This window comes from Halomonas dongshanensis (genome assembly GCF_024790395.1).
Classification (GTDB): domain Bacteria; phylum Pseudomonadota; class Gammaproteobacteria; order Pseudomonadales; family Halomonadaceae; genus Vreelandella; species Vreelandella dongshanensis.
The window spans coordinates 414,497-438,245 of the sequence record NZ_JAJISC010000001.1 but is presented as its reverse complement, the minus strand read 5'-3'; the positions used below and the strand labels follow the sequence as shown (position 1 = coordinate 438,245).

At 59.9% G+C, this 23,749-nt stretch carries 21 protein-coding genes; 15 read left to right on the top strand and 6 right to left on the bottom strand.

What is annotated here, in order from left to right; translation table 11 throughout:
• Window positions 1–3: 3 nt before the first annotated feature.
• A complete protein-coding gene (locus LLY24_RS02040; RefSeq protein ID WP_259034595.1) occupies window positions 4–1,446 on the bottom strand; it encodes an NAD(P)(+) transhydrogenase (Re/Si-specific) subunit beta in 1,443 nt (480 codons plus the stop codon).
• A gap of 16 nt (window positions 1,447–1,462) precedes the next feature.
• Complete coding sequence (locus LLY24_RS02035; protein WP_259034594.1) at window positions 1,463–3,034, bottom strand: Re/Si-specific NAD(P)(+) transhydrogenase subunit alpha; 1,572 nt, start codon at window positions 3,032–3,034, stop codon at window positions 1,463–1,465.
• 301 nt (window positions 3,035–3,335) lie between these two features.
• Here LLY24_RS02035 and LLY24_RS02030 point away from each other — a divergent pair, with 301 nt between their 5' ends.
• Complete coding sequence (locus tag LLY24_RS02030; protein ID WP_259034593.1) at window positions 3,336–4,745, top strand: aminotransferase-like domain-containing protein; 1,410 nt, start codon at window positions 3,336–3,338, stop codon at window positions 4,743–4,745.
• Here LLY24_RS02030 and LLY24_RS02025 read toward each other — a convergent pair.
• Window positions 4,728–5,387 (bottom strand): hypothetical protein, encoded by a 660-nt coding sequence (locus tag LLY24_RS02025; RefSeq protein ID WP_259034592.1) that lies wholly within the window; start codon window positions 5,385–5,387, stop codon window positions 4,728–4,730. The two genes, LLY24_RS02030 and LLY24_RS02025, sit on opposite strands and share 18 nt — an antisense overlap.
• A gap of 220 nt (window positions 5,388–5,607) precedes the next feature.
• On the opposite strand from LLY24_RS02025, the gene LLY24_RS02020 reads away from it, so the two are divergent.
• A complete protein-coding gene (locus tag LLY24_RS02020; RefSeq protein ID WP_259034591.1) occupies window positions 5,608–6,942 on the top strand; it encodes an NRAMP family divalent metal transporter in 1,335 nt (444 codons plus the stop codon).
• Window positions 6,943–7,045: 103 nt separating this feature from the next.
• Here the strand turns inward: LLY24_RS02020 and LLY24_RS02015 are convergent, their stop codons facing one another.
• Window positions 7,046–7,957 (bottom strand): LysR family transcriptional regulator, encoded by a 912-nt coding sequence (locus tag LLY24_RS02015; RefSeq protein WP_259034590.1) that lies wholly within the window; start codon window positions 7,955–7,957, stop codon window positions 7,046–7,048.
• Between the two features lie 137 nt (window positions 7,958–8,094).
• On the opposite strand from LLY24_RS02015, the gene LLY24_RS02010 reads away from it, so the two are divergent.
• Genes LLY24_RS02010 through LLY24_RS02000 form a run of 3 tightly spaced genes read left to right on the top strand, consistent with a single transcriptional unit; the run spans window position 8,095 to window position 11,026 of the window.
• Window positions 8,095–9,291, top strand: a complete 1,197-nt coding sequence (locus LLY24_RS02010) for a M20 aminoacylase family protein (protein WP_259034589.1) — start codon at window positions 8,095–8,097, stop codon at window positions 9,289–9,291.
• A gap of 42 nt (window positions 9,292–9,333) precedes the next feature.
• Window positions 9,334–9,555, top strand: a complete 222-nt coding sequence (locus LLY24_RS02005) for a DUF3311 domain-containing protein (RefSeq protein WP_259034588.1) — start codon at window positions 9,334–9,336, stop codon at window positions 9,553–9,555.
• On the top strand, window positions 9,548–11,026 hold the full coding sequence (locus tag LLY24_RS02000; protein ID WP_259034587.1) for a sodium:solute symporter family protein: 1,479 nt from the start codon (window positions 9,548–9,550) through the stop codon (window positions 11,024–11,026). The genes LLY24_RS02005 and LLY24_RS02000 overlap by 8 nt, the downstream gene beginning before the upstream one ends.
• A gap of 83 nt (window positions 11,027–11,109) precedes the next feature.
• Here LLY24_RS02000 and hpxO read toward each other — a convergent pair whose 3' ends face one another.
• Both hpxO and LLY24_RS01990 read right to left on the bottom strand, forming a co-directional pair.
• Window positions 11,110–12,312, bottom strand: a complete 1,203-nt coding sequence (hpxO, locus tag LLY24_RS01995; protein ID WP_259034586.1) for an FAD-dependent urate hydroxylase HpxO — start codon at window positions 12,310–12,312, stop codon at window positions 11,110–11,112.
• A gap of 107 nt (window positions 12,313–12,419) precedes the next feature.
• Complete coding sequence (locus tag LLY24_RS01990; RefSeq protein WP_259034585.1) at window positions 12,420–13,364, bottom strand: LysR family transcriptional regulator; 945 nt, start codon at window positions 13,362–13,364, stop codon at window positions 12,420–12,422.
• Window positions 13,365–13,496: 132 nt separating this feature from the next.
• Between LLY24_RS01990 and speB the strand changes: the two genes are divergently transcribed.
• The 10 genes from speB to LLY24_RS01940 all read left to right on the top strand — a co-directional run bounded on the left by speB (window position 13,497) and on the right by LLY24_RS01940 (window position 23,730).
• Window positions 13,497–14,423, top strand: coding sequence for an agmatinase (speB, locus tag LLY24_RS01985; protein WP_259034892.1), 927 nt, complete (start codon window positions 13,497–13,499; stop codon window positions 14,421–14,423).
• A gap of 82 nt (window positions 14,424–14,505) precedes the next feature.
• A complete protein-coding gene (locus LLY24_RS01980; RefSeq protein WP_259034584.1) occupies window positions 14,506–15,918 on the top strand; it encodes an NAD(P)-binding domain-containing protein in 1,413 nt (470 codons plus the stop codon).
• Window positions 15,911–16,525, top strand: a complete 615-nt coding sequence (locus LLY24_RS01975) for a 2-hydroxychromene-2-carboxylate isomerase (protein WP_259034583.1) — start codon at window positions 15,911–15,913, stop codon at window positions 16,523–16,525. Before LLY24_RS01980 ends, LLY24_RS01975 begins: the two co-directional genes overlap by 8 nt.
• On the top strand, window positions 16,522–17,541 hold the full coding sequence (locus tag LLY24_RS01970) for a dipeptidase (RefSeq protein ID WP_259034582.1): 1,020 nt from the start codon (window positions 16,522–16,524) through the stop codon (window positions 17,539–17,541). Before LLY24_RS01975 ends, LLY24_RS01970 begins: the two co-directional genes overlap by 4 nt.
• A gap of 13 nt (window positions 17,542–17,554) precedes the next feature.
• The gene (locus LLY24_RS01965) at window positions 17,555–18,586 is read left to right on the top strand and encodes an ABC transporter substrate-binding protein (protein WP_259034581.1); all 1,032 of its coding nucleotides are present in this window, start codon (window positions 17,555–17,557) and stop codon (window positions 18,584–18,586) included.
• 14 nt (window positions 18,587–18,600) lie between these two features.
• A complete protein-coding gene (locus LLY24_RS01960) occupies window positions 18,601–19,692 on the top strand; it encodes an ABC transporter ATP-binding protein (RefSeq protein ID WP_259034580.1) in 1,092 nt (363 codons plus the stop codon).
• A 10-nt stretch (window positions 19,693–19,702) separates the two neighbouring features.
• The gene (locus LLY24_RS01955) at window positions 19,703–20,578 is read left to right on the top strand and encodes an ABC transporter permease (protein ID WP_259034579.1); all 876 of its coding nucleotides are present in this window, start codon (window positions 19,703–19,705) and stop codon (window positions 20,576–20,578) included.
• A 1-nt stretch (window position 20,579) separates the two neighbouring features.
• Entirely contained in the window at window positions 20,580–21,353 is a 774-nt protein-coding gene (locus LLY24_RS01950; protein WP_259034578.1) for an ABC transporter permease, read from the top strand.
• Window positions 21,350–22,798 (top strand): carboxylesterase/lipase family protein, encoded by a 1,449-nt coding sequence (locus tag LLY24_RS01945; RefSeq protein WP_259034577.1) that lies wholly within the window; start codon window positions 21,350–21,352, stop codon window positions 22,796–22,798. The genes LLY24_RS01950 and LLY24_RS01945 overlap by 4 nt, the downstream gene beginning before the upstream one ends.
• Window positions 22,798–23,730, top strand: coding sequence for a LysR family transcriptional regulator (locus LLY24_RS01940; protein ID WP_259034576.1), 933 nt, complete (start codon window positions 22,798–22,800; stop codon window positions 23,728–23,730). Before LLY24_RS01945 ends, LLY24_RS01940 begins: the two co-directional genes overlap by 1 nt.
• Window positions 23,731–23,749 lie beyond the last annotated feature (19 nt).

Genomic DNA, 23,749 nt, shown 5'->3' with positions numbered 1-23,749 from the left:
GGCTCAGTCCACCAGCGGTAGCAGAGTGTTCAAGCTCTCGCGGGCGTCGCCGTAGAACATGCGGCTGTTCTCTTTGTAGAACAGCGGGTTCTCGATGCCGGAGTAGCCGGTGCCCTGGCCGCGCTTGCAGATGAAGACCTGCTTGGCTTCCCACACCCTCAACACCGGCATACCGGCGATGGGGCTGTTGGGGTCTTCTTGGGCGGCCGGGTTGACGATGTCGTTAGAGCCGATAACGATCACCACATCCGTACTGGCGAAGTCATCGTTGATCTCGTCCATCTCCAGCACGATGTCGTAAGGCACCTTGGCTTCGGCCAACAGCACGTTCATGTGGCCGGGTAGGCGTCCCGCTACCGGGTGGATGCCAAAGCGCACTTCTTTACCGGCCGCGCGCAGCTTGCGCACCAGATCGCTCACCGCGCTCTGCGCCTGGGCCACCGCCATACCGTAGCCCGGTACGATGACAACGCTATCGGCATCGTTCAGGGCGCTCGCCACGCCGCTGGCGTCAATCGCGACCTGCTCGCCTTCGATCTCCGCTGCAGGCCCTTGGCTTCCACCAAAGCCGCCGAGGATGACGTTGACGAAGTTGCGGTTCATCGCCTTACACATGATGTAGGAGAGAATCGCACCCGAAGAGCCGACCAGTGCGCCGGTCACGATCAACAGGTCGTTGGAGAGCGTAAAGCCGATGGCCGCCGCCGCCCAGCCGGAGTAGCTGTTGAGCATCGACACCACTACCGGCATGTCGGCGCCGCCGATGCCCATGATCAGGTGGTAGCCGATGAAGAACGCCAAGGCCGCCAGCAGAATCAGCGTCCAGAAACCGGCGCCATTGAGATACAGCACCGCCAACAGCAGTGACAATACCGCCGCACCGGCGTTGAGCAGATGCCCACCCGGCAATTGACGCGGCTTGCCATCGACTTTACCGGCGAGCTTGCCAAAGGCGATCACGGAGCCGGTGAAGGTCACCGCACCGATGAAGATGCCCAGCACCACTTCGATTTGCAGAAACGTCAGCTCGTCCGGCGCCTTGGTGGCCACCAGCGCGGCAAACGCCGAGAACTCCTGCATCACGCCGTCGGCGGCCTGGGCTGCCAGCACGCGACGACGCTCAAGATCCGCGCTCCAGGCGACGAATACCGCCGCCAGGCCAACGAAGCTGTGCAGCGCCGCTACCAGTTGGGGCATCTCGGTCATCTCGACCTTATTGGCCAAGTAGGTACCGGCTGCCGCCCCGATGATCACCATCGGAATCAGCCAGCCGTAGCCACCGATACCGGGGCCGAAGGCGGTGAAGAAGACCGCCACGCCCATGCCGACGATGCCGTACCAGACGGCGCGCTTGGCCTTTTCCTGATTGCTCAGCCCGCCCAATGACAGAATGAACAGCACACTGGCCGCAATGGCTGCGGCAGATACGAATCCTTGCCCTAGCATATCGTCTCTCCGCCGCTTAGGATTTCTGGAACATGGCGAGCATCCGGCGCGTGACCAGGAAGCCCCCCACGATGTTGATGGTGGCGATCAGTACCGAAACAGCGGCCAAGAGCGTAACGATGGCGCTGCCGGAACCGATCTGCAAAATCGCGCCCAGAATGATGATGCCCGAGATCGCGTTGGTAACCGCCATCAGCGGCGTGTGCAGCGAGTGACTCACCTTCCAGATCACCTGGAAGCCGATGAAACAGGCCAGCACGAAGACGATGAAGTGCTGCATGAACGAGGCCGGTGCCACTTGCCCTAGCAGCAGCATGAGCGCACCGCCAATGGCCAACATGCTCACCTGACGTTTGGTCTGAGCTTTGAAGGTGGCAAGCTCGGCGGCCTTCTTCTCTTCCGGTGTCGGCTCTTTTTCCTTCTTTTTGGGTTTGGCGGCTGCGATCGCTTTCACCTTGGGCGGCGGCGGTGGGAAGGTGATGTCGCCTTGATGGATCACCGTCGCGCCACGAATGACATCATCCTCCATGTCATGGGCGATCACGCCATCTTTCTCTGGCGTCAGATCGGTCAGCATGTGGCGAATGTTGGTGGCATACAGAAGCGATGCCTGGGTGGCCATGCGCGAGGGGAAGTCGGTATAGCCGACCACCACGACGCCATTATCGGACACCACACGCTCGTCGGGCTTGGTCAGATCGCAGTTGCCACCTTTTTCGGCAGCGAGATCGACCACCACGGAGCCGGGCTTCATCAGCGCCACCATGTCCTCGAGCCACAGCTTCGGCGCTGGGCGGCCGGGGATCAGCGCGGTGGTAATGACAATATCGACATCCGGGGCCTGGGCGCGGAAGCACTCGAGCTGCTTCTCGCGGAACTCCGGGCTCGAGGGAGAGGCGTAGCCACCGCTTTCGGCGCCGTCTTGGGTATCTTCGAAGTCGAGGAACAGAAACTCTGCACCCATGGACTCGATCTGCTCGGAGACTTCCGGGCGTACGTCAAACGCGCGCACGACGGCACCGAGACTCGTCGCCGTGCCGATGGCAGCAAGACCGGCCACACCAGCGCCAATGACCAGCACCTTGGCGGGCGGCACCTTACCGGCAGCGGTCACTTGGCCGGTGAAGAAGCGGCCGAAGTTGTTACCCGCCTCGATCACCGCGCGGTAACCGGCGATGTTGGCCATGGACGAGAGCGCGTCCATCTTCTGGGCGCGCGAGATACGCGGCACCATGTCCATCGCCATTACCGTGGCGCCTTGGGCGCGGCACTTCTCCAGCAGCGCTTCGTTCTGGGCAGGCCAGAAGAAGCTGATCAGCGTTTGGCCTTCGCGCAGCCGCTCGGCTTCGGCATCGGTGGGTTCGCGAACCTTGATCACTACCTCGGCCTCGCACCACAGCGCCTCGGCGCTTTCGACGACGCTGACACCCGCATCGAGGTAGGCGGCGTCGTCGAAACCCGCAGCGAGGCCTGCGCCCGTTTCGATCAAACATTCATGACCCAGTTTCTGGATCTGCGCTGCGCTCTCGGGGGTAAGAGCGACCCTTGCTTCCCCCTTGGCTATCTCTTTCGGTGCGCCTATTCTCACGCGTGCTCTCCATTCGCTGACTCGTTTCGTTTCCACGCCCAAGCGTTGGGACGTACGAAATCCGAGCCTTATTATCGATTTGGATGTTTGTGTCCGGGGAGTGTCGCCGCAGGCATGGCGCCTACAGGCTCCCGTATGAAAGGCTACCAAAACTTTGCTGCAGCGCACAGATAATTGATTACTAATTGATTACAAAACGTAATTTTACTGTCAGAAGGTCATTTAGAAAGAGACTTTCACGCCTTGTGACGGCATAGGGCGTATGCTTTGCTGTCGATTCAGCCTACGCAACGATATCGATATGAAGCGCTACGAACGGTTTGCCGACGAAATTTCCGAGCTGATTCGCAAAGGCGTCCTAGCCCCCGGTGAGCGCGTGCCCTCGGTGCGCGAAGCCAGCCGTCACTATGGCGTCAGCCCCTCGACGGTATTCAAGGCCTACTACCAGCTCGAAGATCGCGGTCTGATCACCGCCCGTCCGCGCTCTGGCTACTTCGTACGCGAACAGGCTCCGCGCCTGCTCACCGAGCCCGAGGCCACCCCCGGTCAGCAAGAGACGGCCGACATTGCCGTGAGTGAGTTGGCGTTCTCGGTGCTGAGTTCGCTGCAGAACCGTCAAACGGTGCCTTTCGGGTCGGCCTTTCCCAGCCCCGCGCTCTTTCCGCTGGCGCGGCTTGCGCGCAGCATGGCCAAAGGGCTTCGCGAGATCACGCCAGCGGGCATCATCGCCGACATGGCCACGGGCGATGGGGACCTTCGTCGCCAGATCGCCCTGCGCTACCGCATGGGCGGCACGCCGCTGCCCGTCGAAGAGTTAGTCATCACCAACGGGGCGATGGAGGCGCTCAACTTGGGGCTACAGTGCGTGACCTCGCCGGGGGATCTGGTCGCCATCGAATCACCGGCCTTCTACGCCTGCCTGCAGGTGTTGGAGCGCTTGCAGCTCAAGGCCGTCGAGATTCCGGTGCACCCGAGAGAGGGGATCGACGTCGAGATTCTCGCCGAGCGCTTGGCGCGTCTGCCCATTCGCGCGTGCTGGCTGATGAGCCATTTACAGAATCCGCTGGGGGCGAGTTTGAGCGATGCCCGCAAGCAGCAGCTCTATACACTCCTCAAGGCCCACGACGTGCCACTGATCGAAGACGACGCCTACGCCGAGCTCTATTTCGGCAGCCGTCCGGCACGTCCGGTAAAGCATTACGACGACGTGGGATTGGTGATTCACTGCGGCTCTTTCTCCAAGAGCCTGGCGCCGGGCTACCGCATCGGCTGGGCAGCAGGCGGACGCTACGCCGAGGCCATCTCACGGCTAAAGCTGATGACCACCATCTCGCCCTCGGTGCCTGCTCAGGTCGCCATTGCCGACTATCTGCACCAAGGCGGCTTCGACCGGCACCTGCGTAAACTGCGCCACGCTCTGGAGAGCCAGCAGCGCCAGATGCTCGCGGCAGCGACGCGCTACTTCCCCCGCGAAACCCGCGTGACGCGACCTACAGGCGGCTATTTTCTCTGGTTCGAGTTTCCCCGCCGGGTCGATGCGCTGGATCTGTTCCATCGCGCGCTCGATGCGGGCATCAGCATTGCACCGGGCCCCATCTTTTCGGCGACACAAGCGTATCGCCACTGCGCGCGCCTAAGCTACGGCGACCCCTGGACACCGCGCAGCGAAGAGGCCATGGCCATCTTAGGCAAGCTACTCGCGACCTACTGACACGGCTGACGCCGTCAGTGGCCCACAACCAAGCGCCACGTCGCGCGTCAAACGGCCGATGCGGTAGAGATCGTTGAGGTAGAGATCGAGCCGGGCGATGGCGTAGGTCAGCGGCACCAAAGCAAAGATCGCGATCATCAGCGCCAGCGGGTCGTTGAGCCAGGTAAAACCGCTCATGGTGATGGGATAGAGCAGCGTGTAGATGCTCATACCGCCGAGGAACTGGCCGAACAAGCTGTTGATGATCACCAGTGCGATCAATAGTCCGCGCACATCCCAACGCGGCGGGCGCGATGACCAAAAGGGCAGATGGCGCACGCACACGCCCTGGTCGAGCGTTATGCGATGTTTACGCCGCAGCAGCGCCCGGGCGGTATCGCCTTCGTTTTCGGCAAGGGCGCTGCGCACTAAACGTGGGTTCATATCAGCACCGAAAATCTCCCTCACTGCCTGCGCAAAGCCACTCCCCTCACCATCGTCCGAGCGTGCTGCTTCCGCAGCAAGACGGTCGTAGTGTGCGGCATCTTCGGGCGAGAGTTTTTTCTTGTTGCCGAAGTTGATCGCGTAGTTGACTTCGTAGAGCTGGTAGAGCGTGACGGTCACGCCGACGAAGATCATGACGTAGATGAAAGCACTCAGCATGGTAGGACGTACTCGGTTGGACTCCGATGGTGACTCAGACTATGCCGCTTTGCCTGTAATCAGTACAGATACAGACATCAACGATTAATGCATATCAGATGGATTCTTTAGCCGTAGACGGCATGAAAGCGCACGCAAGCTGGGCTACCATAGCGGCCTTGCGCAGCGGGGGTAGAACAACAACTCAGCCCCCGGTCATTTGGCTCACAAGGAGCAGCTCATGCCCTCACAAGACTCCGCCTCGCTCAGCGGTGAAGCGGCATCCGCAGCAGCATCACGTACGTCGCATGCAAAGAAATACCTAGCCGCGCTCGGCCCCGGCTTTCTGTTTGCGGGCGCGGCGATCGGCACCTCCCACGTGGTGCAGTCCACTCGCGCCGGGGCGGAGTATGGCACGGGGCTTTTGGGCTTCATCCTGCTGGCGGTGCTGCTGAAGTATCCATCGTTTTTCTTTGGCCCTTTTTACGTCAGCGTGACCGGCAAGTCGCTGGTCGAGGGCTATCGGCAGACCTTTGGCCGCTCCGTGGTGGCGCTATTCGCGCTGGTACAGATCCCGGTCACGGCGATCATCATCGCAGCGATTGCGATCACCACGGCGGGCCTGGCGGGTAGCCTCGTCTCGCTCACGTTGAGCCCACCTACGGTCGCGGTGATTTTGATCGCGCTGTGCGGCGTACTCACCTTCGCTGGCGGCTACAAGCTGCTGGACTGGGTCAACAAGGTCTTCGTGGTGATCTTGAGTGTGACCACGCTCTTTGCCACCATTGCGGCGGTTCCACTGGTGGACTGGTCGTTCTATCCGGCAACGGCGGTGTCGCCGCTTCTAAGCGTCACCACCTTCGTGACGCTAGTGGCAGTGCTTGGCCTAATGCCCTCGGACATTACGCTGGCGATCATGAACTCGCTATGGTCCGAGGCACGTAACAAGACTCAGGGTAGGCGCAGTGATACCACCGCCGAAAAGATCGACTTCAACATCGGCTACATTGGCGCAGCGGTGCTGGCGGCGTGCTTCGTGATCATGGGCGCAGGCGTCATGCATAGCCAAGGCATCACCCCTGCCGACGGCGCCGTGGGCTTTGCCAGCCAAGTGATTAGTCTTTACACCTCGACCCTGGGCGAGTGGAGCGGCGTGGTGGTGGGCATCTCCGCCTTCACCGTGATGCTGACCACGCTGCTCACCGTACTGGACGGCTTCCCGCGCATGATCAGCGCCTCCTGGTACACCTTCATCCGCCCCGCCGATGAGACAGAAACATCGCGCAACCTAGAGGGCAGTCCAGCGTTTTTGGTCTCACTGATTGGCCTGTCGCTACTGGCGGTGGTAATTCTCTACACCTTGATGGGCAACTTTCGTCTTTTCATGGACTTCGTCATGGTGGTGGCGTTTCTAATCAGCCCAATTCTCGCCGCGCTGAATCACTTCACCGCCAACGGCCCCACCGTCCCCCCAGCCCTTCGCCCCTCCAAACTGATCAACGCATGGAGCTGGCTGGCGATTGCGACGTTGACGCTGTTGTCGCTGGGCTATATCGCCGTCCGCTTCGTGCTGTAAGCCGCCCCCATTAAGCTGCCTTGATTAGCTTGCCGCCTCCTCAGTTGAGGGGGCATCTCTTCAGCTTTTGTAACTGCCCAACGGTTATCAGTATTGGCTAATTTTACCTAATGGAAGAGTTATTATCGCATGCCAATGAGCGGCTCTCCGCAATCTCAATGAGCTTATGGACAGCTGACAAACCTGAGTCACGCCGCCAAACCAGCATCAGAGGTAGCGTCATATCAAGATCACTTATACGGTGACTTACTACGCCTCTTGGCGCTCCAGTCATCGTCATTGCAGGTAAAATAGTGCACCCCATACCTGCCGCTACTAAACAAAGCATCGTCGCATTATCCGCCCCTTCCTGAACCACATGGGGAGTAAACTCAGCGCGTTGGAAAGCATGGATCAATTTATCGTGATAGGTCGGCGTTGCACTGCGATCAAACCATATGAATTCCTCGTGGCTCAGTTCGCTAAGCTTTCGTGGCGGTTTTTTTGCTAGATGAGAGTTCTCACTCGCTACGAGAACTAAATGATCTTCGTAGAGGCAGTGGCTGCATAAGACGTCATCGTCAGGTGGAAAAAAGAGAATACCAGCATCAAGGTTTTGTTGTCGTATTGCCTCCACCTGAGGGCCAGACAACATTGAATCAACTTTCAAAGAAACCTCTGGGTAGCGCTCTCTAAAGCAGTTCAAAAGCCCTGTTATCTGCGGAACCCACAGATGCATGACAGTTACGCCAAGATGAAGCTGCCCTAACTGACCATCCGCGATTCGACGCGTATTACGCTTAACCTCTTCAAAATTTATCAATAACTTCCGTGTTTCTCGATAGAAAGAGTGCCCTGCCACCGTCAGTCGAATGCCATTGCGCGAACGCGTCAAAAGCGTTGCCCCGACCTCCTCTTCAAGTAGCTGTAGCTGTCGTGTTAAGGCCGGTTGAGCCAAGGGAAGTCGTTTTGCAGCTGAAGTGATAGATCCCTCTTCAGCCACCATTTGGAAATATTTCAATCGCTTAAAGTCCATACCACCCTTCTTTTTTAACTTTTCTCTTAACGCCATTCCATATTATTTAGGCATAGAAAAGCAATAAAAAAACGATTTTCTATATATTAGACAACCCTTCAAGATAATCAGGTCATCCACAACAATGCGATATGACCATGACCCACTTCATTGATACTGACTTTTTTCAGCGGCATCATGCGGAGCTCATTCAACTGAGACGCGAGTTTCACCGTCACCCAGAACTTGGCTTCCAAGAACACGAAACAGCCAAGCGAGTGGCCGCTGAGCTGAAGCGCTTAAACCTTCCTTTCGAAACGGGGATTGGGCAGACCGGAATCGTAGCGACGGTCGTGGGCTGCTTGCCAGATAACGGTCGACGTATTGGCTTACGTGCCGATATGGATGCCCTACCTATTAATGAACTCAATCAGAGTGAGTACGTATCACTGATTCCTGGGCGCATGCATGCATGTGGTCACGATGGTCATACCACCATGCTCCTAGGCGTGGCCCGCTATCTCGCCGAACATCGTGATTTTGCAGGTACTATTTTTCTCGTTTTTCAGCCCGCCGAAGAGGGTCTTGGAGGCGGTCAAGAGATGGTGGAAGATGGCTTATTTAAACGCTTTCCTATGCAAGCCATCTATGCGCTCCATAATTGGCCGACACTTCCGGCGGGACAGGTTGCCATTCGCTCAGGCGCAATCATGGCAGCGACAGATCGTCTCGATATCATTGTGCGCGGTAAAGGCGGACATGGGGGCGTTAACCCCCATCTATCAATCGACCCGGTACGTACAGCGGCTGCGCTAATTCAAAGCTTACACTCTGTAGTATCGCGTGAAATCAATCCGCTCTCGCCAGCAGCATTGAGCCTGTGTGGCTTACAGGGAGGATCTTTAGACGGCTTCGCCGTCATTCCTGATGAAGTCCGCATCAGTGGGACGGCGCGTAGCCTAGATGAGAAAACGAGAGGGTCGCTTGAAGATGCTGCAAAACGCATATGTAGAGGCATAGCCATCAGCTATAACTGCGATGTAGAGCTGAATTACCAAAGAATTTTTCCTGCCACTATTAATACCGATGCAGAAACGCTTCACGTAGAGCAGTGCGTTATTGAAACATTAGGAGAGTCATCTCTTATACGGAATACCGAGCCCAGCCTGGGCGGCGAAGACTTTGCTTTTATGTTACAGCACTGCCCTGGTGCATATTTATTTTTAGGCACATCAAAGGACGGGGATGACTACCCTCTGCATAACGCAAGATATGACTTTAATGATGACATTATCCCAACAGGCTGCAGATTACTTACCGCTATTGGGCTAAGCGCACTGTCATCGAAAGAATAAACTACTGAAAATTGCTACCAACACCAAAAAAGAGGCATCTAAATGAATCCAACTCCTAAAACTCCATCAAAATGGATACTAGCGTACTTTACGATTTGCGCATTGGCCATGATATGGCCAGGCGCCTTAATTGCCAACCGTATTGAACCATTTGTTCTCGGTCTTCCTTTCTTCGTATTTTGGTATGTAGCGTGGGTATTTGCATTATTTCTAGGCCTACTAATTGCTTATCAAAAAGATAACAAGGAGGCCCGCGATGAGTGACCCGCTGATCATTACATCCATCACTATTGCGTACCTCGTTATAGTGCTTATCGTAGGCTTACGCGCCCGCCAACATCAAAGCTCATCACTTGAGAGCTACGTTGCAGGTGGGCGCCACATGGGCTTACTGGTGCTTTTTTTCATCTTGGGAGCTGAAGTATTTTCTGCTTTCGCATTCCTAGGCGCACCAGGATGGGCCTACAGCAGAGGTGCACCTGCACTTTATATTATTGCTTACCTAACCCTCTCCGTTATTGTGTGGTGGTTAATTGCGCCTTATATCTCTCGCTTGGGTCGCCTGCATGGATATTTGACCCAAGCTGAGTTCTTATCTGCCTGCTATCCTACAAAGAAAAATTTCTTAGGCCTATTTATCGGGGTTATAAGCGTTCTGGCCATTATCCCTTACATGACTATTCAAATTGCTGGAGCTGGGCTTTTATTCGAGGCTGCCACTTCTGGCACCATTCCTTTCTGGCTTGGCAGCCTATTAGCATGCGCCGTCGTTACAGCCTATGTATACGCTAGTGGCCTTCAAGGCATTGGCTGGACCAACCTTTTGCAAGGTATCATGATGGTTGCCGTTGCTTGGTTTCTAGGGCTAGCCACGGCAGATCAGCTCTTTGGAGGCGTGAGTGAAATGTTCCGCGAGCTTCAGCGTGAAGCACCGGAATATTTGACGATGCCAGGTGCTAATGGAATGGGCTGGGGAGCTTTTTCGACGGCTATTCTAGTTAGTGCATTGGGCTGCGTAATGTGGCCACATATCTTTATGAAATTCTATAGCGCTAAAAGTGAGCGCACATTGAAGCGTGTTTTCGTTCTCTATCCGCTATACAGTTATCTTCTCGTACCGCTTTTGATTATTGGGTTTGCTGGAGTAGTACTACTAGCGGACTCCCCACTTGATTCGGCTGACCAGGTACTTTTGACCATTGTGGTAGAAATAGCTGACTTTCCACCTTGGTTAGTAGGTCTTGCGCTCTCTGGCGCACTGGCAGCAGCCATGTCTACCGCTGCTAACTTAGCGCACACGGCAGCAACCATTCTGATTCGAGACGTAGGCCAACATCTACCTTCGCTTAAAAACTTGCCAGATAAAAAGGCTCTAAAACTTACCCAGTATGGTGTCGTAATAGTTTCTCTCTTGGCTTATTTTCTGGCTCTTGCGAATCCAGGATCCTTGGTAGGTTTATTGCTAGGTGCATACGGTATTGTCGTCCAACTACTCCCCATGTTACTTGGAGCTCTGTTCTGGCGGCATGCTTCAAAAGTAGGAGCGCTTGCTGGTTTGGTGGTAGGTGCAGCTATTACCCTTCTACTCGAATTTGGAATTAGTGCGCCCTTTGGTTGGCACGCAGGCTTCTGCGGTCTACTCATCAACGCTATCGTATTTATTTCAATTAGTGTTGCCGTACCGAGCACATCGCAACTTTCACCCGCGCAAGCACTAGAAAGACCTAATGGTTAAAATTATCAGACTATTAAAAGATAGCCAATACTTATGGGTTTATAGCCGACATGGCTATAAACCCATGTTTGCATTCATATCGCTCAACCGAGGGGGCCGCCCACCACGGTTTTCTTGATGCCTTCGCGAACGCCCACGCCGTCTTCTTGGGCGAGCTCGGCGTACCACGCCTGGGTGTCGGCAAGGTCATGGCCGTGGATCATTGCTGCGCGCTTGCGGGCGCGGGTGACGATCTCGCCGACGCGCTCTACGCGGGCGGCGTCAAAGCGCGCTAGGGCATGTTGCAGCGCCTGGGCGGTATTACTGCTCTCCACGAGCGATGTTTTCACTGCCTCGGCCAGCACCCAGGCATCCTCCATCGCTTGGCAGCCGCCTTGGCCAAGGTCTGGCGCCATGCCATGGGCGGCATCGCCGAGAAGCGCTACGCGGGTGTCGATGAGGGTCGGGAGCGGCGTGATGTCGTGGATCTCGACGCGTGCCATACGGGCAGGGTCGATACGCGCGATCAGCGCCTGGACGTTATCGCCCCATCCGGCGAAGTGCTCGCTCAACTCCTCACGATAGCGGGCGGGGTCGTTGGGCGTACCTGCGGCCAGCGGCACGTCGAAGAAGCAGTAGAGTTCCTGTTCGCCCGCCTCGTTGCCGCCGGTACCCATGGGCATTAGCGATACGCGCTTACCCTCGCCCACGTACTGATCCCAGCTATCGAGCGGTGCCAGCGCAGCATCGGCGGGTACGCGCACGTTCCAATTGACGTAGCCCACGTATTGGCGCTGCACGTGCTGGCCGACGATCTTGTCGCGCAGCCGCGAGTGGGTGCCGTCGGCCACCACGAGCAGGTCGGCGCGCACCTGCTGGCCACCCGCGAAGAAGGCCGTCACGCCCTCGTCATCGCTTACGTAATCGACGCACTCCTGCCCTAGATGGATATGTTCAAAGCCCACCGCATCGAACAGCGTTTGCTGAAGGGCCGCGCGGGCGATGGGGCAGGCCCGCTGGCTCACCGATTCGTACAGCGGCAGCAGCGAGAAGTCGCTGAGTAGCGCCCCATCATGGCTGAGATAGCGCATGCGCCGCATGTCACCGCTGAGCGCTTCGATGCGCGCGCCAAGTCCCAACGCATGCATCACCTTGACGCCGTTGGGCCAGAGCGAGATTGCCGCCCCCACCGGGCGCATTTCGACGACGCGCTCCATCACGGTAACCGTGTGACCCAAGCGCTGAAAGGCCAGCGCCGCGGAGAGCCCGCCCATACCTGCACCGATGACGAGAACATTGAGCGACATACGCTAACTCCTGACGTTGTTATGTAAAACCTGAGTGCCTTACAGAACTGTATACGAGATGGCTCGTAGTGGCATGCATATCAAAGCAAGATCGAGGCCAACGCCCCTTACTCTTTATTGGCTAAGCCGTTATTGAGAAAGCCGTTGGCAAAGGCGCGTAGCTGCTGTTCGAGCCAGACGATGGGGGGCTCATGGGCGTAAAGTTCGTGCTGGATCAGCGTCATGGTCAGCGAGGGCAGCTCCTCCGGCGGCGCAACCAGGCGCACCGGCAGTATGGGCAAGAAGCGTTCGGCCATTTGTCGCGGTAGGGTCATGATCGCATCGGTCAGGGCGACGACGCGGGCTGCGGCGATGTAGTTGAGATTCTTCGAGATCACGCGTCGGGTGAGGGCATGCTGGGTGAGGCAATTATCGATATTGCTTGGCCGCAGCCCGCTGATGTCGGCCAGCTCGACGTGGCGCTGGGCGGCAAACTGCTCGAGCGTTAAGGCTTCACCCACGCGGGTATTATCGCGTGCGGCAAGACACACCAGCTCCTCACGCATCCACGGCCGCTGCGATACCCCAACGGGCAGTACGGCTTGGCTGTCGAGCCCGACCACCATGTCCACGTGGCGCTGCTCTAGCCCTTCGCTCAGTACATCCGGCGTGATCAGCTCGACGGAAAAACCGATCTCAGGCGCATAGGCCAACAGTTGGCTGAGAAAAGTGGGATACATCACCTCCTCGAAGTAGTCGGTGGTCGCCAGCACGAAGCGTCGACGGCTCTTCGCAGGCTCGAAGCGCTCCGGCGGTGCGAGTCCCTCTTCCAGCAATTTGAGTGCCTGCTGCACGCTGGGCAGCAGGTACAGCGCCCGGGGAGTAGGCTGCATGCCCGCCTCGGTGCGCACGAGAAGCGGGTCGTTCAATAGCTCACGCAGGCGCTTTAGTGCGTGGCTCAGCGCCGGTTGGCTCAGGTGCAAGGCTTCGGCGGCGCGGGTTACGTGGCGCTCGCGCATCAGGGTGACGAAGACCACAAGCAGGTTGAGATCGAACTGGCGTAGCGAGCGCATAAAACACCATTCACAAGACGAATGATCAGATTCTAAACATTCATTTAATTTATGCCCAAGAATTCCTTATCGTCTGCCTCCTTTCGACCGACACCCTTTCAGGAGATCTTGACGGTGAGCCAGTCGCAGACCATGCCCAGCCTTTTTGGCGACGTGATTTCCGCTTTCATGAACGTTCCCCGCGAGAGCGACCCCAAGGCAAGCGATGCCGAGGTCGTGGTCAGCGGCGTACCGTTTGATCTGGCCTGTTCTGGCAGAGCAGGCACGCGCATGGGCCCCAACGCTATTCGCCAAGCCACGGCCAACTTGATCTGGGAAGGCAAGCGCTGGCCTTGGGACTTCGCCCTGGAAGAGCGGCTGAACGTATGCGACGCAGGCAACCTGGACTACGCCTACGGCGAACCCGAAAGCCTGGTCGACAACCTGGAAGGTCATGCCGAGCGCTGGCTCGCCGCGGGCAAGAAGATGCTCACACTCGGCGGCGACCATTACATTAGCCTGCCGCTTTTGCGGGCACATGCCCGCGAACACGGCCCGCTGGCGTTGATTCATTTCGACGCCCACACCGATACCTATGAGCAGGGCACCCGCTTCGACCACGGCACCATCTTCCACCACGCCCTGAAAGAGGGCCTGGTGGTGCCCGAGCATTCGCTGCAGATCGGCATTCGCACGAGCTACGACCGCCAGAACCATCCTTATGAGGTGCTCGACGCCGACTGGGTCAACGACCACGGCCCGAAAGCGGTACTGGAGCGTATCCGCGCGCGCGTGGGCCATCACCCCGCCTATATCAGCCTCGATATCGACGGCCTCGACCCCGCCTTCGCCCCCGGCACCGGCACGCCGGTGTGCGGCGGCATGAGCACCGACCTGATGCTAAAGGTGCTACGCGGCATGGTCGGCATGGAACTTGTCGGCATGGACGTGGTGGAAGTGAACCCCGCTTATGATCACGGCGATATCACGTCACTCGCCGCCGCGACCTTGGGGCTTGAGTTTTTGTACGTACTGGCGGCGGGAAAGCGGGTGTGGAGGGTGGTTGACCCTCGCCAATAGAACGAAAAGTCAGTTTGATATAATTGCCTTTTATGCATGATACTCGATTTACTATTGGCAAATAGCATCATGGCGACCGATCATGTCTGTGTCTGGGCTCGACCAACTCGAAGCACGCGTCTCGCAAGAGATGGCGTGGCTCAATCTTCCTCCCAAGGCGTGGGTGCCCGAGCGCGCTAACGTGCTGGACGTGGCAGTCATTGGCGGTGGCGTGCTGGGGCTAACGGCGCTGGCGGCGCTACGGCGCGTGGGAATCGAGAATATCCGCGGCTTCGACCGCGCCCCCGCCGGGCGCGAAGGGCCCTGGGTAACCTACGCGCGAATGGAAACGCTGCGCACGCGCAAGGAAGCAGCAGGCACGGCGCTGGGCATTCCCTCGCTCACCTTTCGCGCCTGGTACGAAGCCCAGTTCGGCGTTGAGGCTTGGAACGCGCTCGGCTTGATTCCGCGCCAGCAGTGGATGGCCTACCTCGTCTGGTATCGCCGCGTTTTGGCTCTGCCGCTGGTGAACGATACGCCGGTGACGGCGGTGGTTCCTGAGGGTGACGTGGTGCACGTTACGGCAGGCAGCGAGACGCTGACGGCGCGGCGGGTAGTGATTGCAACCGGGCTCGACGGTCTCGGAGCGCCCTCCCTTCCCGACGTAGCACACCGCTTGCCCCCGCGCTTTCGTGCCCATGGCGCCGATATGATCGACATGGCCGCGCTCAAAGGGCGCCGCGTTGCGGTCGTGGGCGCCGGTGCCTCGGCCATGGACAATGCTGCTGCCGCGCTCGAAGCGGGCGCGGCAACGGTCGATATCTTCGTGCGCCGCCCCGATATTCCCCGCGTGGACAAGTTTACCGGTATCGGCAGCCAAGGCATGACCCATGGCTATCTCGGCCTGCCCGACGCACTGAAGTGGGCCTTCATGGTCGAGGGTGAGCGTGCCCAGATTCCACCGCCGCGTCATAGCGTGCTGCGCGTCTCGCGCCACGCCAACGCACGCTTTCACCTGGCAAGCCCGCTGCTCGATCTGAGCGAAACGAACGGTGAAGTCGCGCTAACCACCCCCAAGGGGCGCTATGCGGTCGACTTCGTCATTTTTGCCACCGGCTTTTCGGTCGATTTCGCCCAGCGCCCGGAGTTCGCCGCCCTGGATGGCCGCGTACGGCGATGGCGCGACGCCTACACACCGCCCGCCGACATGACCCACGCAGGTCTGGCCTCGATGCCCTACCTCGGCCCCGCTTTCGAGTTTTTGCCCCGCGCCGAAGGCGATAACGTCGGTCACGTACACTGCTTCGCCTTCCCGGCCGTACCCAGCCACGGCAAGATCACCAGCGGCGTGCCTTCTATCGGTGAAGGCGCCATGCGCCTGGCTCAAGGGATCGCCCGCTCGCTTTTCGTCGAGGAGAGCGCGCTGCACCTACAGCGCTTTCACGACTACACCACGCCCGAACTGCTGGGCGATGAATTCACCGATGCCGACGCTGGGGAGCCGCCGCATGTCTGAACCCGTTTTGCAGGCCTTCTACGGTATGTCATCCCCTTGGGCCTACTTTGGCGCCCAGCGCATTGTGCGCATTGCCCGTGAGGCGGGCGCCAGACTCGTTCTACGCCCCATTCGCATCATCGAAGCCAACGGCGGCATTCCGTTGCGTACTCGGCCGGATGACCGCCAGCGCTATCATGCCGTGGAGCTCGACCGCTGGCGCAAACACCTGGGCATTGCGCTAAATCTAACGCCGAAGCACTACCCCTGCCGTACCATCGAGACCGCCGCCCAGGCGGTGATCGCGGTGCAAAAGGCAGGTTTCGATGCCGCTGACTTCTCGTTCGCCATTCAGCGTGCCCTTTGGGCGGAAGAGCGCGACATCGCCGACCTCGCGACGCTAAAGGCGCTCGCCATGCAAACGTTGGGCGAACAAGGCGCGGCGCTAGTGCGCGACCCGCAACCGCCCGAGATCGTTGCCGACTGGCAGGCTAACCTGACCGAAGCCGAGCGGCGCGGTATTTTCGGCACCCCCACCTATGTCGTGAACGATGAACTGTTCTGGGGCCAAGATCGCCTCGATTTCGTCGCCCGCGCCCTGGCCAACGTGAAGGAGCCCATCTCATGACCACCGCCGTACCTGCCGATGCCCAAGCGCTGCATGACCGCAGCATCATCGTCGATGGCCTGCAAACCTGCCTTTGGGGGCGGCCGATCTTCGAGGAGATGCACGCAAGCGGCCTGACCGCGATCAACGTCTCCACCGTGCTGTGGGAGAACTTCCGCGAAGGCATTGGCTACGTTTCGATGTGGAAGCGCTATTTGCGCGAAAACGCCGACATTCTGCGCCCGGTGCGCAGCGTAGCCGACATCCACACCGCCAAGCAGGAGGGGCGTGTGGGCATCATCCTCGGCTGGCAGAACACCTCGCCGCTGGAAGACAAGCTCGACTACGTCGAGATCTTCAAGGATCTCGGGGTCAACATCATGCAGTTGACCTACAACACCCAGAATTACTCCGGTGCGGGCTACCTGGAAGAGAACGACGGTGGCCTGACCGGCTTCGGCCGCGAAGTGGTCAGCGAGATGAACCGCCTTGGCGTGCTGTGCGATTTGAGCCATGTGGGTGACAAGACCTCGGCCGACACCATCGCCCACTCCAAGGCGCCAGTGTGCATCAGCCACGTGCTGCCGCGCGCGCTGCACGACGTCAAGCGCAACAAGAACGACGATCTGTTTCTTGCCTGCGCCGAAAAAGGCGGGCTGATCGGCACCAGCTTCTTTGCGCCAGGGCTCAAAGCGGGCAATGATGCCACCGTGGAAGACGTGCTCGATGCCATGGAACACGTCATCGACCTCGTGGGCGTCGACCACGTCGGTATCGGCACCGACTTCTCACTCGACCGCCCACGCCCCTCCGAATGGCTGCTCTGGGCCAACCGCGATAAGGGCACGGCGCGTACCCTGACCGAATTCGGCAGCGTGAAGATCAACAAACCCCTGGGCGTGCGCCGCATGACCGACATGCCCAACATGACCGCCCGCATGCTGGCACGCGGCTGGGGCGAGCAGAACGTAAGCAAGATCCTAGGTGAAAACTGGCTGCGTCTGTTCGACGTCGCCTGGACCCCGTCAGCAGACTGAAGGAGCAACGGATATGAAAGCACGCTATCTTCCCCTTGCAGTACTCCTCGCCGCCGCGGGCACGGCCCAGGCGCAGGAAGAGATCAACGTCATCGGCTTTTCCGGTGTCTTCGCCGACAACTACCAGCGCCTGGTGATCGAGCCCTTCGAGGCGGCCCACCCGGATATTACGGTGAACTACCAGCCGTCGCGTAACTCGGCCGAGACCCTGGCCCTGCTACGTCGTCAGGCGCGCAACCCCACCATCGACGTCGCCCTGATCGACGTCTCGGTGGCGATCACCGCCAACGAGGCCGGTCTGTTCGCCGCGCTGGACGAAGCGAGCGTGCCTAATCTGGCCCATCAGCCCGACTGGGCGCGGATCAACGGTGACCGCACCATTGCCTTCTCTCAGGACAACCTCGCCATTCTCTACAACACCGAGACGGTGAGCGAGCCGCCAACCTCCTGGAACGACCTGGCCGACCCCAAATACAAAGGGCGCATCGCGGCTCGCTTGGGCGATACCCGAGGCGTCATTTTGCTGCCAATTCTGACCCACGTTGCCGGTGGCGACTACAAGGAGAGCATCGATCCCGGCATCGAGGCGATGAACGCCTTCGCGCCCAACGTACTCACCTGGGATCCGGCCCCCGACTGCTACGCCGTCGTCCAGTCCGGCGAGGTGGATCTTTCCATCTGCTGGAACGGCCGCTCGCAGTATCTCCATGATACCCAAGACGGCATCATCGGCGTCGCCGCCCCCGTCGAAGGCTCCATCGGCCAGACCAACACCATCAATCTAATCGAAGGCTCCCAGCACGCCGACGCCGCTCAGACGTTCATCGACTACGCCCTGGGCGCCGAAGCGCAGACTGCCTTTGCCGAGCAGAGTTTCTATGGCCCGGTGAATACCCAGGTGGAGCTCGACCCCGAGGTGGCCCAGCGCATCTACGGTAGCCCCGAAGCACAAGAGGCTCAGATGACCCTGGATTGGCCCTGGGTTGCCGAGCGCTACGCACGCTGGATTCAGCGCATCAACCGCGAAGTCATCGCCGTCAACTGAAAGAGGCTTCTGCCGTGACCGACAGCCATGTCATCGTCGAGCATCTGGTCAAGACCTACCCCGGCGCCAGCGCGCCCTCGGTAGACGACGTCGGCTTCTCGCTGCCTCGCGGCGAGATGCTGGCACTACTGGGGCCGTCAGGCTGCGGCAAGACCACCATGCTGCGCATGATCGCCGGGCTCGTAGCGCCGAGTTCGGGCTCCATCCGCCTGAACGGCCGGGAAATTTCACAAATCCCCGTGCACAAGCGCAACATGGGCATGGTGTTTCAGGCTTATGCCCTGTTTCCGCACCTGAGCGTTGCCGAAAACATCGCTTTTGGGCTGGAGATGCGAGGCGTGGCCAAGGCCGAGCGTGTGGAAAAGGTCAAACGCGCGCTCGATCTGGTCAAACTCACCGGCCTTGGCGACCGGCGCATCACCCAGCTTTCGGGCGGCCAGCAGCAGCGCTGCGCCATCGCCCGTTCGCTGGTGATCGAGCCCGAGCTTTTGCTGCTGGACGAGCCGCTCTCGAACCTCGACGCCAAGCTGCGTGACGAGATGCGCGATGAAATCCGCGAGATTCAAAATCGCACCGGTGTTACCGCTATCTTCGTCACCCACGACCAGGATGAAGCGCTATCGATGGCCGACCGCTTGGCGGTGATGTCGGCGGGCAAACTAGAGCAGATCGGCTCGCCACGGGAGATTTTCGACCGCCCGCAGACCGATTTCGTTGCCTCGTTCATCGGCGCAGGTAATTTCCTCACCGGCCAAACCACCGGGCGGGGCGAAGCCCAGGTCGAGGGTGTCGGCGCCGTGCGCTTCGTCGGAGAAGCAGCGCACGGCAGTCGCGTTCGGCTGCTCGTGCGCCCGCACCGCTTGGCGCTGGTAGAGGCAGGGAGTGGCGGCGTCAATCGCTTCGCCGGGCGCGTGGAGAACGTCGTTTATCGCGGCCAGCTCATGTCGATTACCGTTGCGGCTCAGGGCGTGCGGCTGCAGGCCGACATTCCCACCCACGCGGGTGCTCTGCCCGAACGCGGCCAACAGGTAACGTTGAGCGTTGCCCCCGAGGACGTCACCCTCGTTGGTGCCGAGGCGTCGCCGCCCATGGACCCGGCCATATGAGTACCGTTACATGAGTACCCCGACTCTTTCGAGCACGCCCCCCAAGCGGCGTCATCGCGGGCTGCTGCTCGTTTTGCTCGCGCCTGGCCTTTTGGCGCTGCTGGCGACCTTCATCCTGCCCATGGCGTGGCTATTTCGGGCATCGTTTTCCGATTCGGTCATGGCCGCCTTCGGCGGCGGTTGGACCCTTACTCACTATCTTGCTGCCGTGACCGACCCGTTCTACTGGCGTGTGGCGCTTAACACCCTGACGCTGGGCGTGGCGGTGAGCTTTTTTGCCGTGCTCTTGGGCTACCCCATTGCGCTCTTTCTCGCCCGCACCCAGAGCCGCTGGCGGGGCGTGCTGACGGCGCTGGCGGTGGCACCGCTTTTGACCTCCGCCGTGGTGCGCACTTATGGCTGGATGGTCATCCTCGGTGACCGCGGCGTGGTCAATGGCTCGCTGCAGGCGCTTTCGCTCATCGACACACCGCTGCGGCTCTCCAACAACAGCTTCGGCGCAACCGTGGCGCTGGTGGAAATCCTCATGCCCTACGCCATCTTGGCCATGCTGGCCGGGTTCGGACGGCTCTCGACGCAGTTGGAAGAAGCGGCCGCCATGCTGGGCGCCAATCGCCTGCGTGTGTTCTGGCGCATCATTTTGCCGCTATCGCTACCGGGCATACTGACCGGAGCGTTGCTGGTCTTCGTCATGGCGATCTCATCTTTCGTCACCCCTCGCCTGATGGGCGGCGGCCGCGTATTCGTATTGGGCACCGAGGTCTTCAACGAGGCCACCGTCACGCTCAACTGGCCCCTAGCAGCGGCGCTATCCATCGTGCTACTGGTGCTGTTCTCTTCGGTCATCGTGATCTATCAACGCGCTCTGCGCCGTCTGGAGGAGTGATATGAGGACGCTGCGCAATCTAGGCCTGACGCTGCTCTATCTATTCTTGTTGGCGCCGATCATCGTCGTCTTCATCGTCTCTTTCGATACGCGGCAATACCTCGCCTTTCCCCCTGCGAGTTTCTCCTTTGGCAGCTACGCCAAGGTGTTCGCCAACGAGGCGTTTCTCTCCGCTTTCGGTCGCAGCGTGGTGATCGGTTTAGTGGTGGGACTCGTTGCCGTATCGATCGGCATGCTGCTCTCCATGGCGTTGGTGCGCTACCGCTTTCGCGGCCGCGAAGGGCTCAACTTTCTGGTTCTGGCGCCGTTCTTGGTGCCTAGTATCGTGCTGGCCGTGGGGCTCATGCTGGTACTTTCGCCGGTGGGTCTGCTCGACACCTACGCCGGGATCACTCTGGCGCATCTTGGCATCACCATCCCCTATACCGTACGCACCATCACCATGAGCCTGATGGCCGTGGACCGCCGAGTAGAGGAGGCCGCCAGGGTTCACGGCGCCTCTGCGTTCACCGCCTTTCGCCGCGTGACGCTACCACTGGTGCGTCCGGGTTTGATCGCAGGCGGCGTCATCGCCTTCCTGATCTCCTTCGACGAAGCGGTCATTTCGCTGTTCATCGTCTCGGTACGCACCTCGACCCTGCCCACCGAGATCTACCGCTATCTCGAATACTCCACCGACCCGCAAATCGCCGCGCTTTCGGTCGTGCTGATCTTGATCTCCATCGCCGTGGTAGTCCTCGTCGAACGCCTGATCGGCTTGCGGCGGGCGATATGATCGTACAGACGACAAGCGGTGCCGTACGCGGCCACGCAGGGGCCTATCTCAGTGTTCCCTACGCCGCAGCCGTCAACGCTAACAACCGCTTCGCAGCGCCTACGCCTGCGTCCTGGGAGGGCGTACGCGATGCGACACAGCTGGGCGAGGTGTGCCCGCAGCTGCCCACCTATGGCCCCGTAGGCCAGGCAGCGACCTCTTCGCTTGCTGCCGGTGCAGACTTTCGTACGCTGAACATTCGCACGCCCGATGAGACAGGCGCGGCGCCGGTGTTGGTATGGATTCACGGCGGCGGCTATGCCGTCGGCTCGGCCAATGAAGCGGTACTGCAATCCGGCGCCTTCGCCGCCTCGAACATCGTCGAAGTCACGGTCAATTACCGCTTGGGCGCCATGGGGTTTCTCCACGTGCCGGGCTGCCCGGACAATCGCGGCCTGCTAGATATCATCAGCGCTCTTACTTGGGTGCGCGACAACATTGCTGCCTTTGGCGGTGATCCCAACCGCGTGACGCTTGCTGGGCGCTCGGCAGGGGGCTTTGCCGTCGCCGCTCTCATGGCCATGCCGGCCGCACGAGGGCTTTTTTCCCGCGCGCTGCCCCAAAGCGGTGCCGCCACGGCCATTGCAAGCGCTGAAGACGCCGCAAAGCTAACGCAACGGATGAGCCAGCGCCTAGGCGTTGCGCCCGCCCAACTTCCCGAAGCTCCGTTGGCGGCGCTGTTAGCGGCACAGCGCGAAGTGTGCAACGAAAGCTACGCGGATCACGATACCGAGCGCGATGGCGCCGCCGCCATGCTCGGTGTGCCGTTCGTACCGATTCTTGGCCCGTCGCTTCCCTATCATCCTTTGGAAGCTGCCGAACGCGGCGAAACCGCTCCGGTGCCGATGATGATCGGTTGTACCACGGCGGAATATCTCACCCACTCGACGGCCCTGCCTACGGATATCGACCTCACTACCGTCATCCAGCGCCTAGCGCCTCGCGTATGGCCGATGGGCATGACCGGAGACACCATCGTTGCTCGTTACGCCAAGGCACTGCCCCAGCACTCCCCAATCGGACTCTGGCGCGCCATCGCAGGCGATTTGGTGTTCCAGCATCCCGCCATTCGCTTTGCCCGCGCCCACGCTCGATATCAGCCCGTGTGGAAGTACTTGTACGGCGCCATGGGCAGTGACGAGACCGGTGCTCCCCATGGCGCCGAGCTCGGTGCCGTGTGGTATCGGCCGAATATGGATACCGCGCTGCAGCCGCCCCATCAACGCGTCAGCGATACGGCCTTGGCCTGCCGCGTCCACGCCGCGTGGGTGAGTTTCATTGCGGGCACCCCCTCGTGGCCCGGCTATACGGCCGAGTCGCCGCAGGTGTTACGCCTGACGCCCGATGGCGATTGCGTCGAGTGCGATCCTTTCGCTACGCGTATACAGCTATGGGAGCGTGAGTGATGGGATCGAACTATCTGGAGACCAAACAGCTAGAGGCCTTCATCGCGGTCATTTCGATTGGCTCGATGACTGGCGCGGCGCGGGCGTTGGGCCGGTCGCAATCGGTGATCACCCGGCTGATTCAGGAGCTCGAAGAGGAGGTCGGCTTTGCCCTTTTGCACCGCAACGGCCCGCGTATCACGCCGACCCAGCAAGGGCTAGCCTTTCATGCTCAGGCCGAGATGTTCTTGGCTGGCTTGCGTACCATCGGCGCGCGAGCGCGGGAGATCGCTAAAGCGCCGCCGCCACCGCTGCACATCGCCGCTCTGCCGTCGCTTGCCAGCAGCATCGTGCCCGAGGCGTTAGCGCGACTCGATGACGCCGCGCTCCCTGAGCACGTCCACCTCAACAGCGCCTCGGCGGAGAACGTGATTCAAGCCACGGCGGGGCACCTGGCCGATCTCGGCCTCTCCACCCTGCCGCTGGACCACCCTGGCGTCGAGGTTCATTGGACACTAGCGGTGCCCTGTGTCGCGGTCGTTGCCAGTCACCATCCACTGGCCCAGCGTCGTCAGGTAGAGGCCGGAGACTTTGCGGAGGCGACGCTTATCGCCTCACACAACCCTTATCGGCTTCGCCGAGCCATCAACGCAGCGCTAGAGTCCGAAGGCATTACCCCGGCCAGCACCATCGATAGCAACGCCTCCAGCGTCTCGGTGGCGCTCGCGCGTCAGGGGCTGGGCATCGCGGTAGTCGAGAGCATGACCCTGCGCGGGCTGCCGGTGGAGGGCGTCATCGCCCTACCATTGAACGTCGATCTGTCTTATCACTGGGGCGTCATCACCCCCGCTGGCCGCCCCCTGGCTCCCACTACGGCGACGTTGATAGAAACCCTGCGCACCACTGCCGAAGCGCTTATGTGCAGCAATGCCCCAGCGAACGGCCAAACGTGAAAGGTAACACCTAAAAGAG

Bases quoted from the DNA above. Each gene is read 5' to 3' on its own strand.
- LLY24_RS02040 (WP_259034595.1), bottom strand. From the start codon at position 1,446: ATGCTAGGGCAAGGATTCGTATCTGCCGCAGCCATTGCGGCCAGTGTG.
- LLY24_RS02030 (WP_259034593.1), top strand. From the start codon at position 3,336: ATGAAGCGCTACGAACGGTTTGCCGACGAAATTTCCGAGCTGATTCGC.
- LLY24_RS02025 (WP_259034592.1), bottom strand. From the start codon at position 5,387: ATGCTGAGTGCTTTCATCTACGTCATGATCTTCGTCGGCGTGACCGTC.
- LLY24_RS02020 (WP_259034591.1), top strand. From the start codon at position 5,608: ATGCCCTCACAAGACTCCGCCTCGCTCAGCGGTGAAGCGGCATCCGCA.
- LLY24_RS02015 (WP_259034590.1), bottom strand. From the start codon at position 7,957: ATGGACTTTAAGCGATTGAAATATTTCCAAATGGTGGCTGAAGAGGGA.
- LLY24_RS02010 (WP_259034589.1), top strand. From the start codon at position 8,095: ATGACCCACTTCATTGATACTGACTTTTTTCAGCGGCATCATGCGGAG.
- LLY24_RS02005 (WP_259034588.1), top strand. From the start codon at position 9,334: ATGAATCCAACTCCTAAAACTCCATCAAAATGGATACTAGCGTACTTT.
- LLY24_RS02000 (WP_259034587.1), top strand. From the start codon at position 9,548: ATGAGTGACCCGCTGATCATTACATCCATCACTATTGCGTACCTCGTT.
- hpxO (WP_259034586.1), bottom strand. From the start codon at position 12,312: ATGTCGCTCAATGTTCTCGTCATCGGTGCAGGTATGGGCGGGCTCTCC.
- LLY24_RS01990 (WP_259034585.1), bottom strand. From the start codon at position 13,364: ATGCGCTCGCTACGCCAGTTCGATCTCAACCTGCTTGTGGTCTTCGTC.
- speB (WP_259034892.1), top strand. From the start codon at position 13,497: ATGCCCAGCCTTTTTGGCGACGTGATTTCCGCTTTCATGAACGTTCCC.
- LLY24_RS01980 (WP_259034584.1), top strand. From the start codon at position 14,506: ATGTCTGTGTCTGGGCTCGACCAACTCGAAGCACGCGTCTCGCAAGAG.
- LLY24_RS01975 (WP_259034583.1), top strand. From the start codon at position 15,911: ATGTCTGAACCCGTTTTGCAGGCCTTCTACGGTATGTCATCCCCTTGG.
- LLY24_RS01970 (WP_259034582.1), top strand. From the start codon at position 16,522: ATGACCACCGCCGTACCTGCCGATGCCCAAGCGCTGCATGACCGCAGC.
- LLY24_RS01965 (WP_259034581.1), top strand. From the start codon at position 17,555: ATGAAAGCACGCTATCTTCCCCTTGCAGTACTCCTCGCCGCCGCGGGC.
- LLY24_RS01955 (WP_259034579.1), top strand. From the start codon at position 19,703: ATGAGTACCCCGACTCTTTCGAGCACGCCCCCCAAGCGGCGTCATCGC.
- LLY24_RS01950 (WP_259034578.1), top strand. From the start codon at position 20,580: ATGAGGACGCTGCGCAATCTAGGCCTGACGCTGCTCTATCTATTCTTG.
- LLY24_RS01945 (WP_259034577.1), top strand. From the start codon at position 21,350: ATGATCGTACAGACGACAAGCGGTGCCGTACGCGGCCACGCAGGGGCC.
- LLY24_RS01940 (WP_259034576.1), top strand. From the start codon at position 22,798: ATGGGATCGAACTATCTGGAGACCAAACAGCTAGAGGCCTTCATCGCG.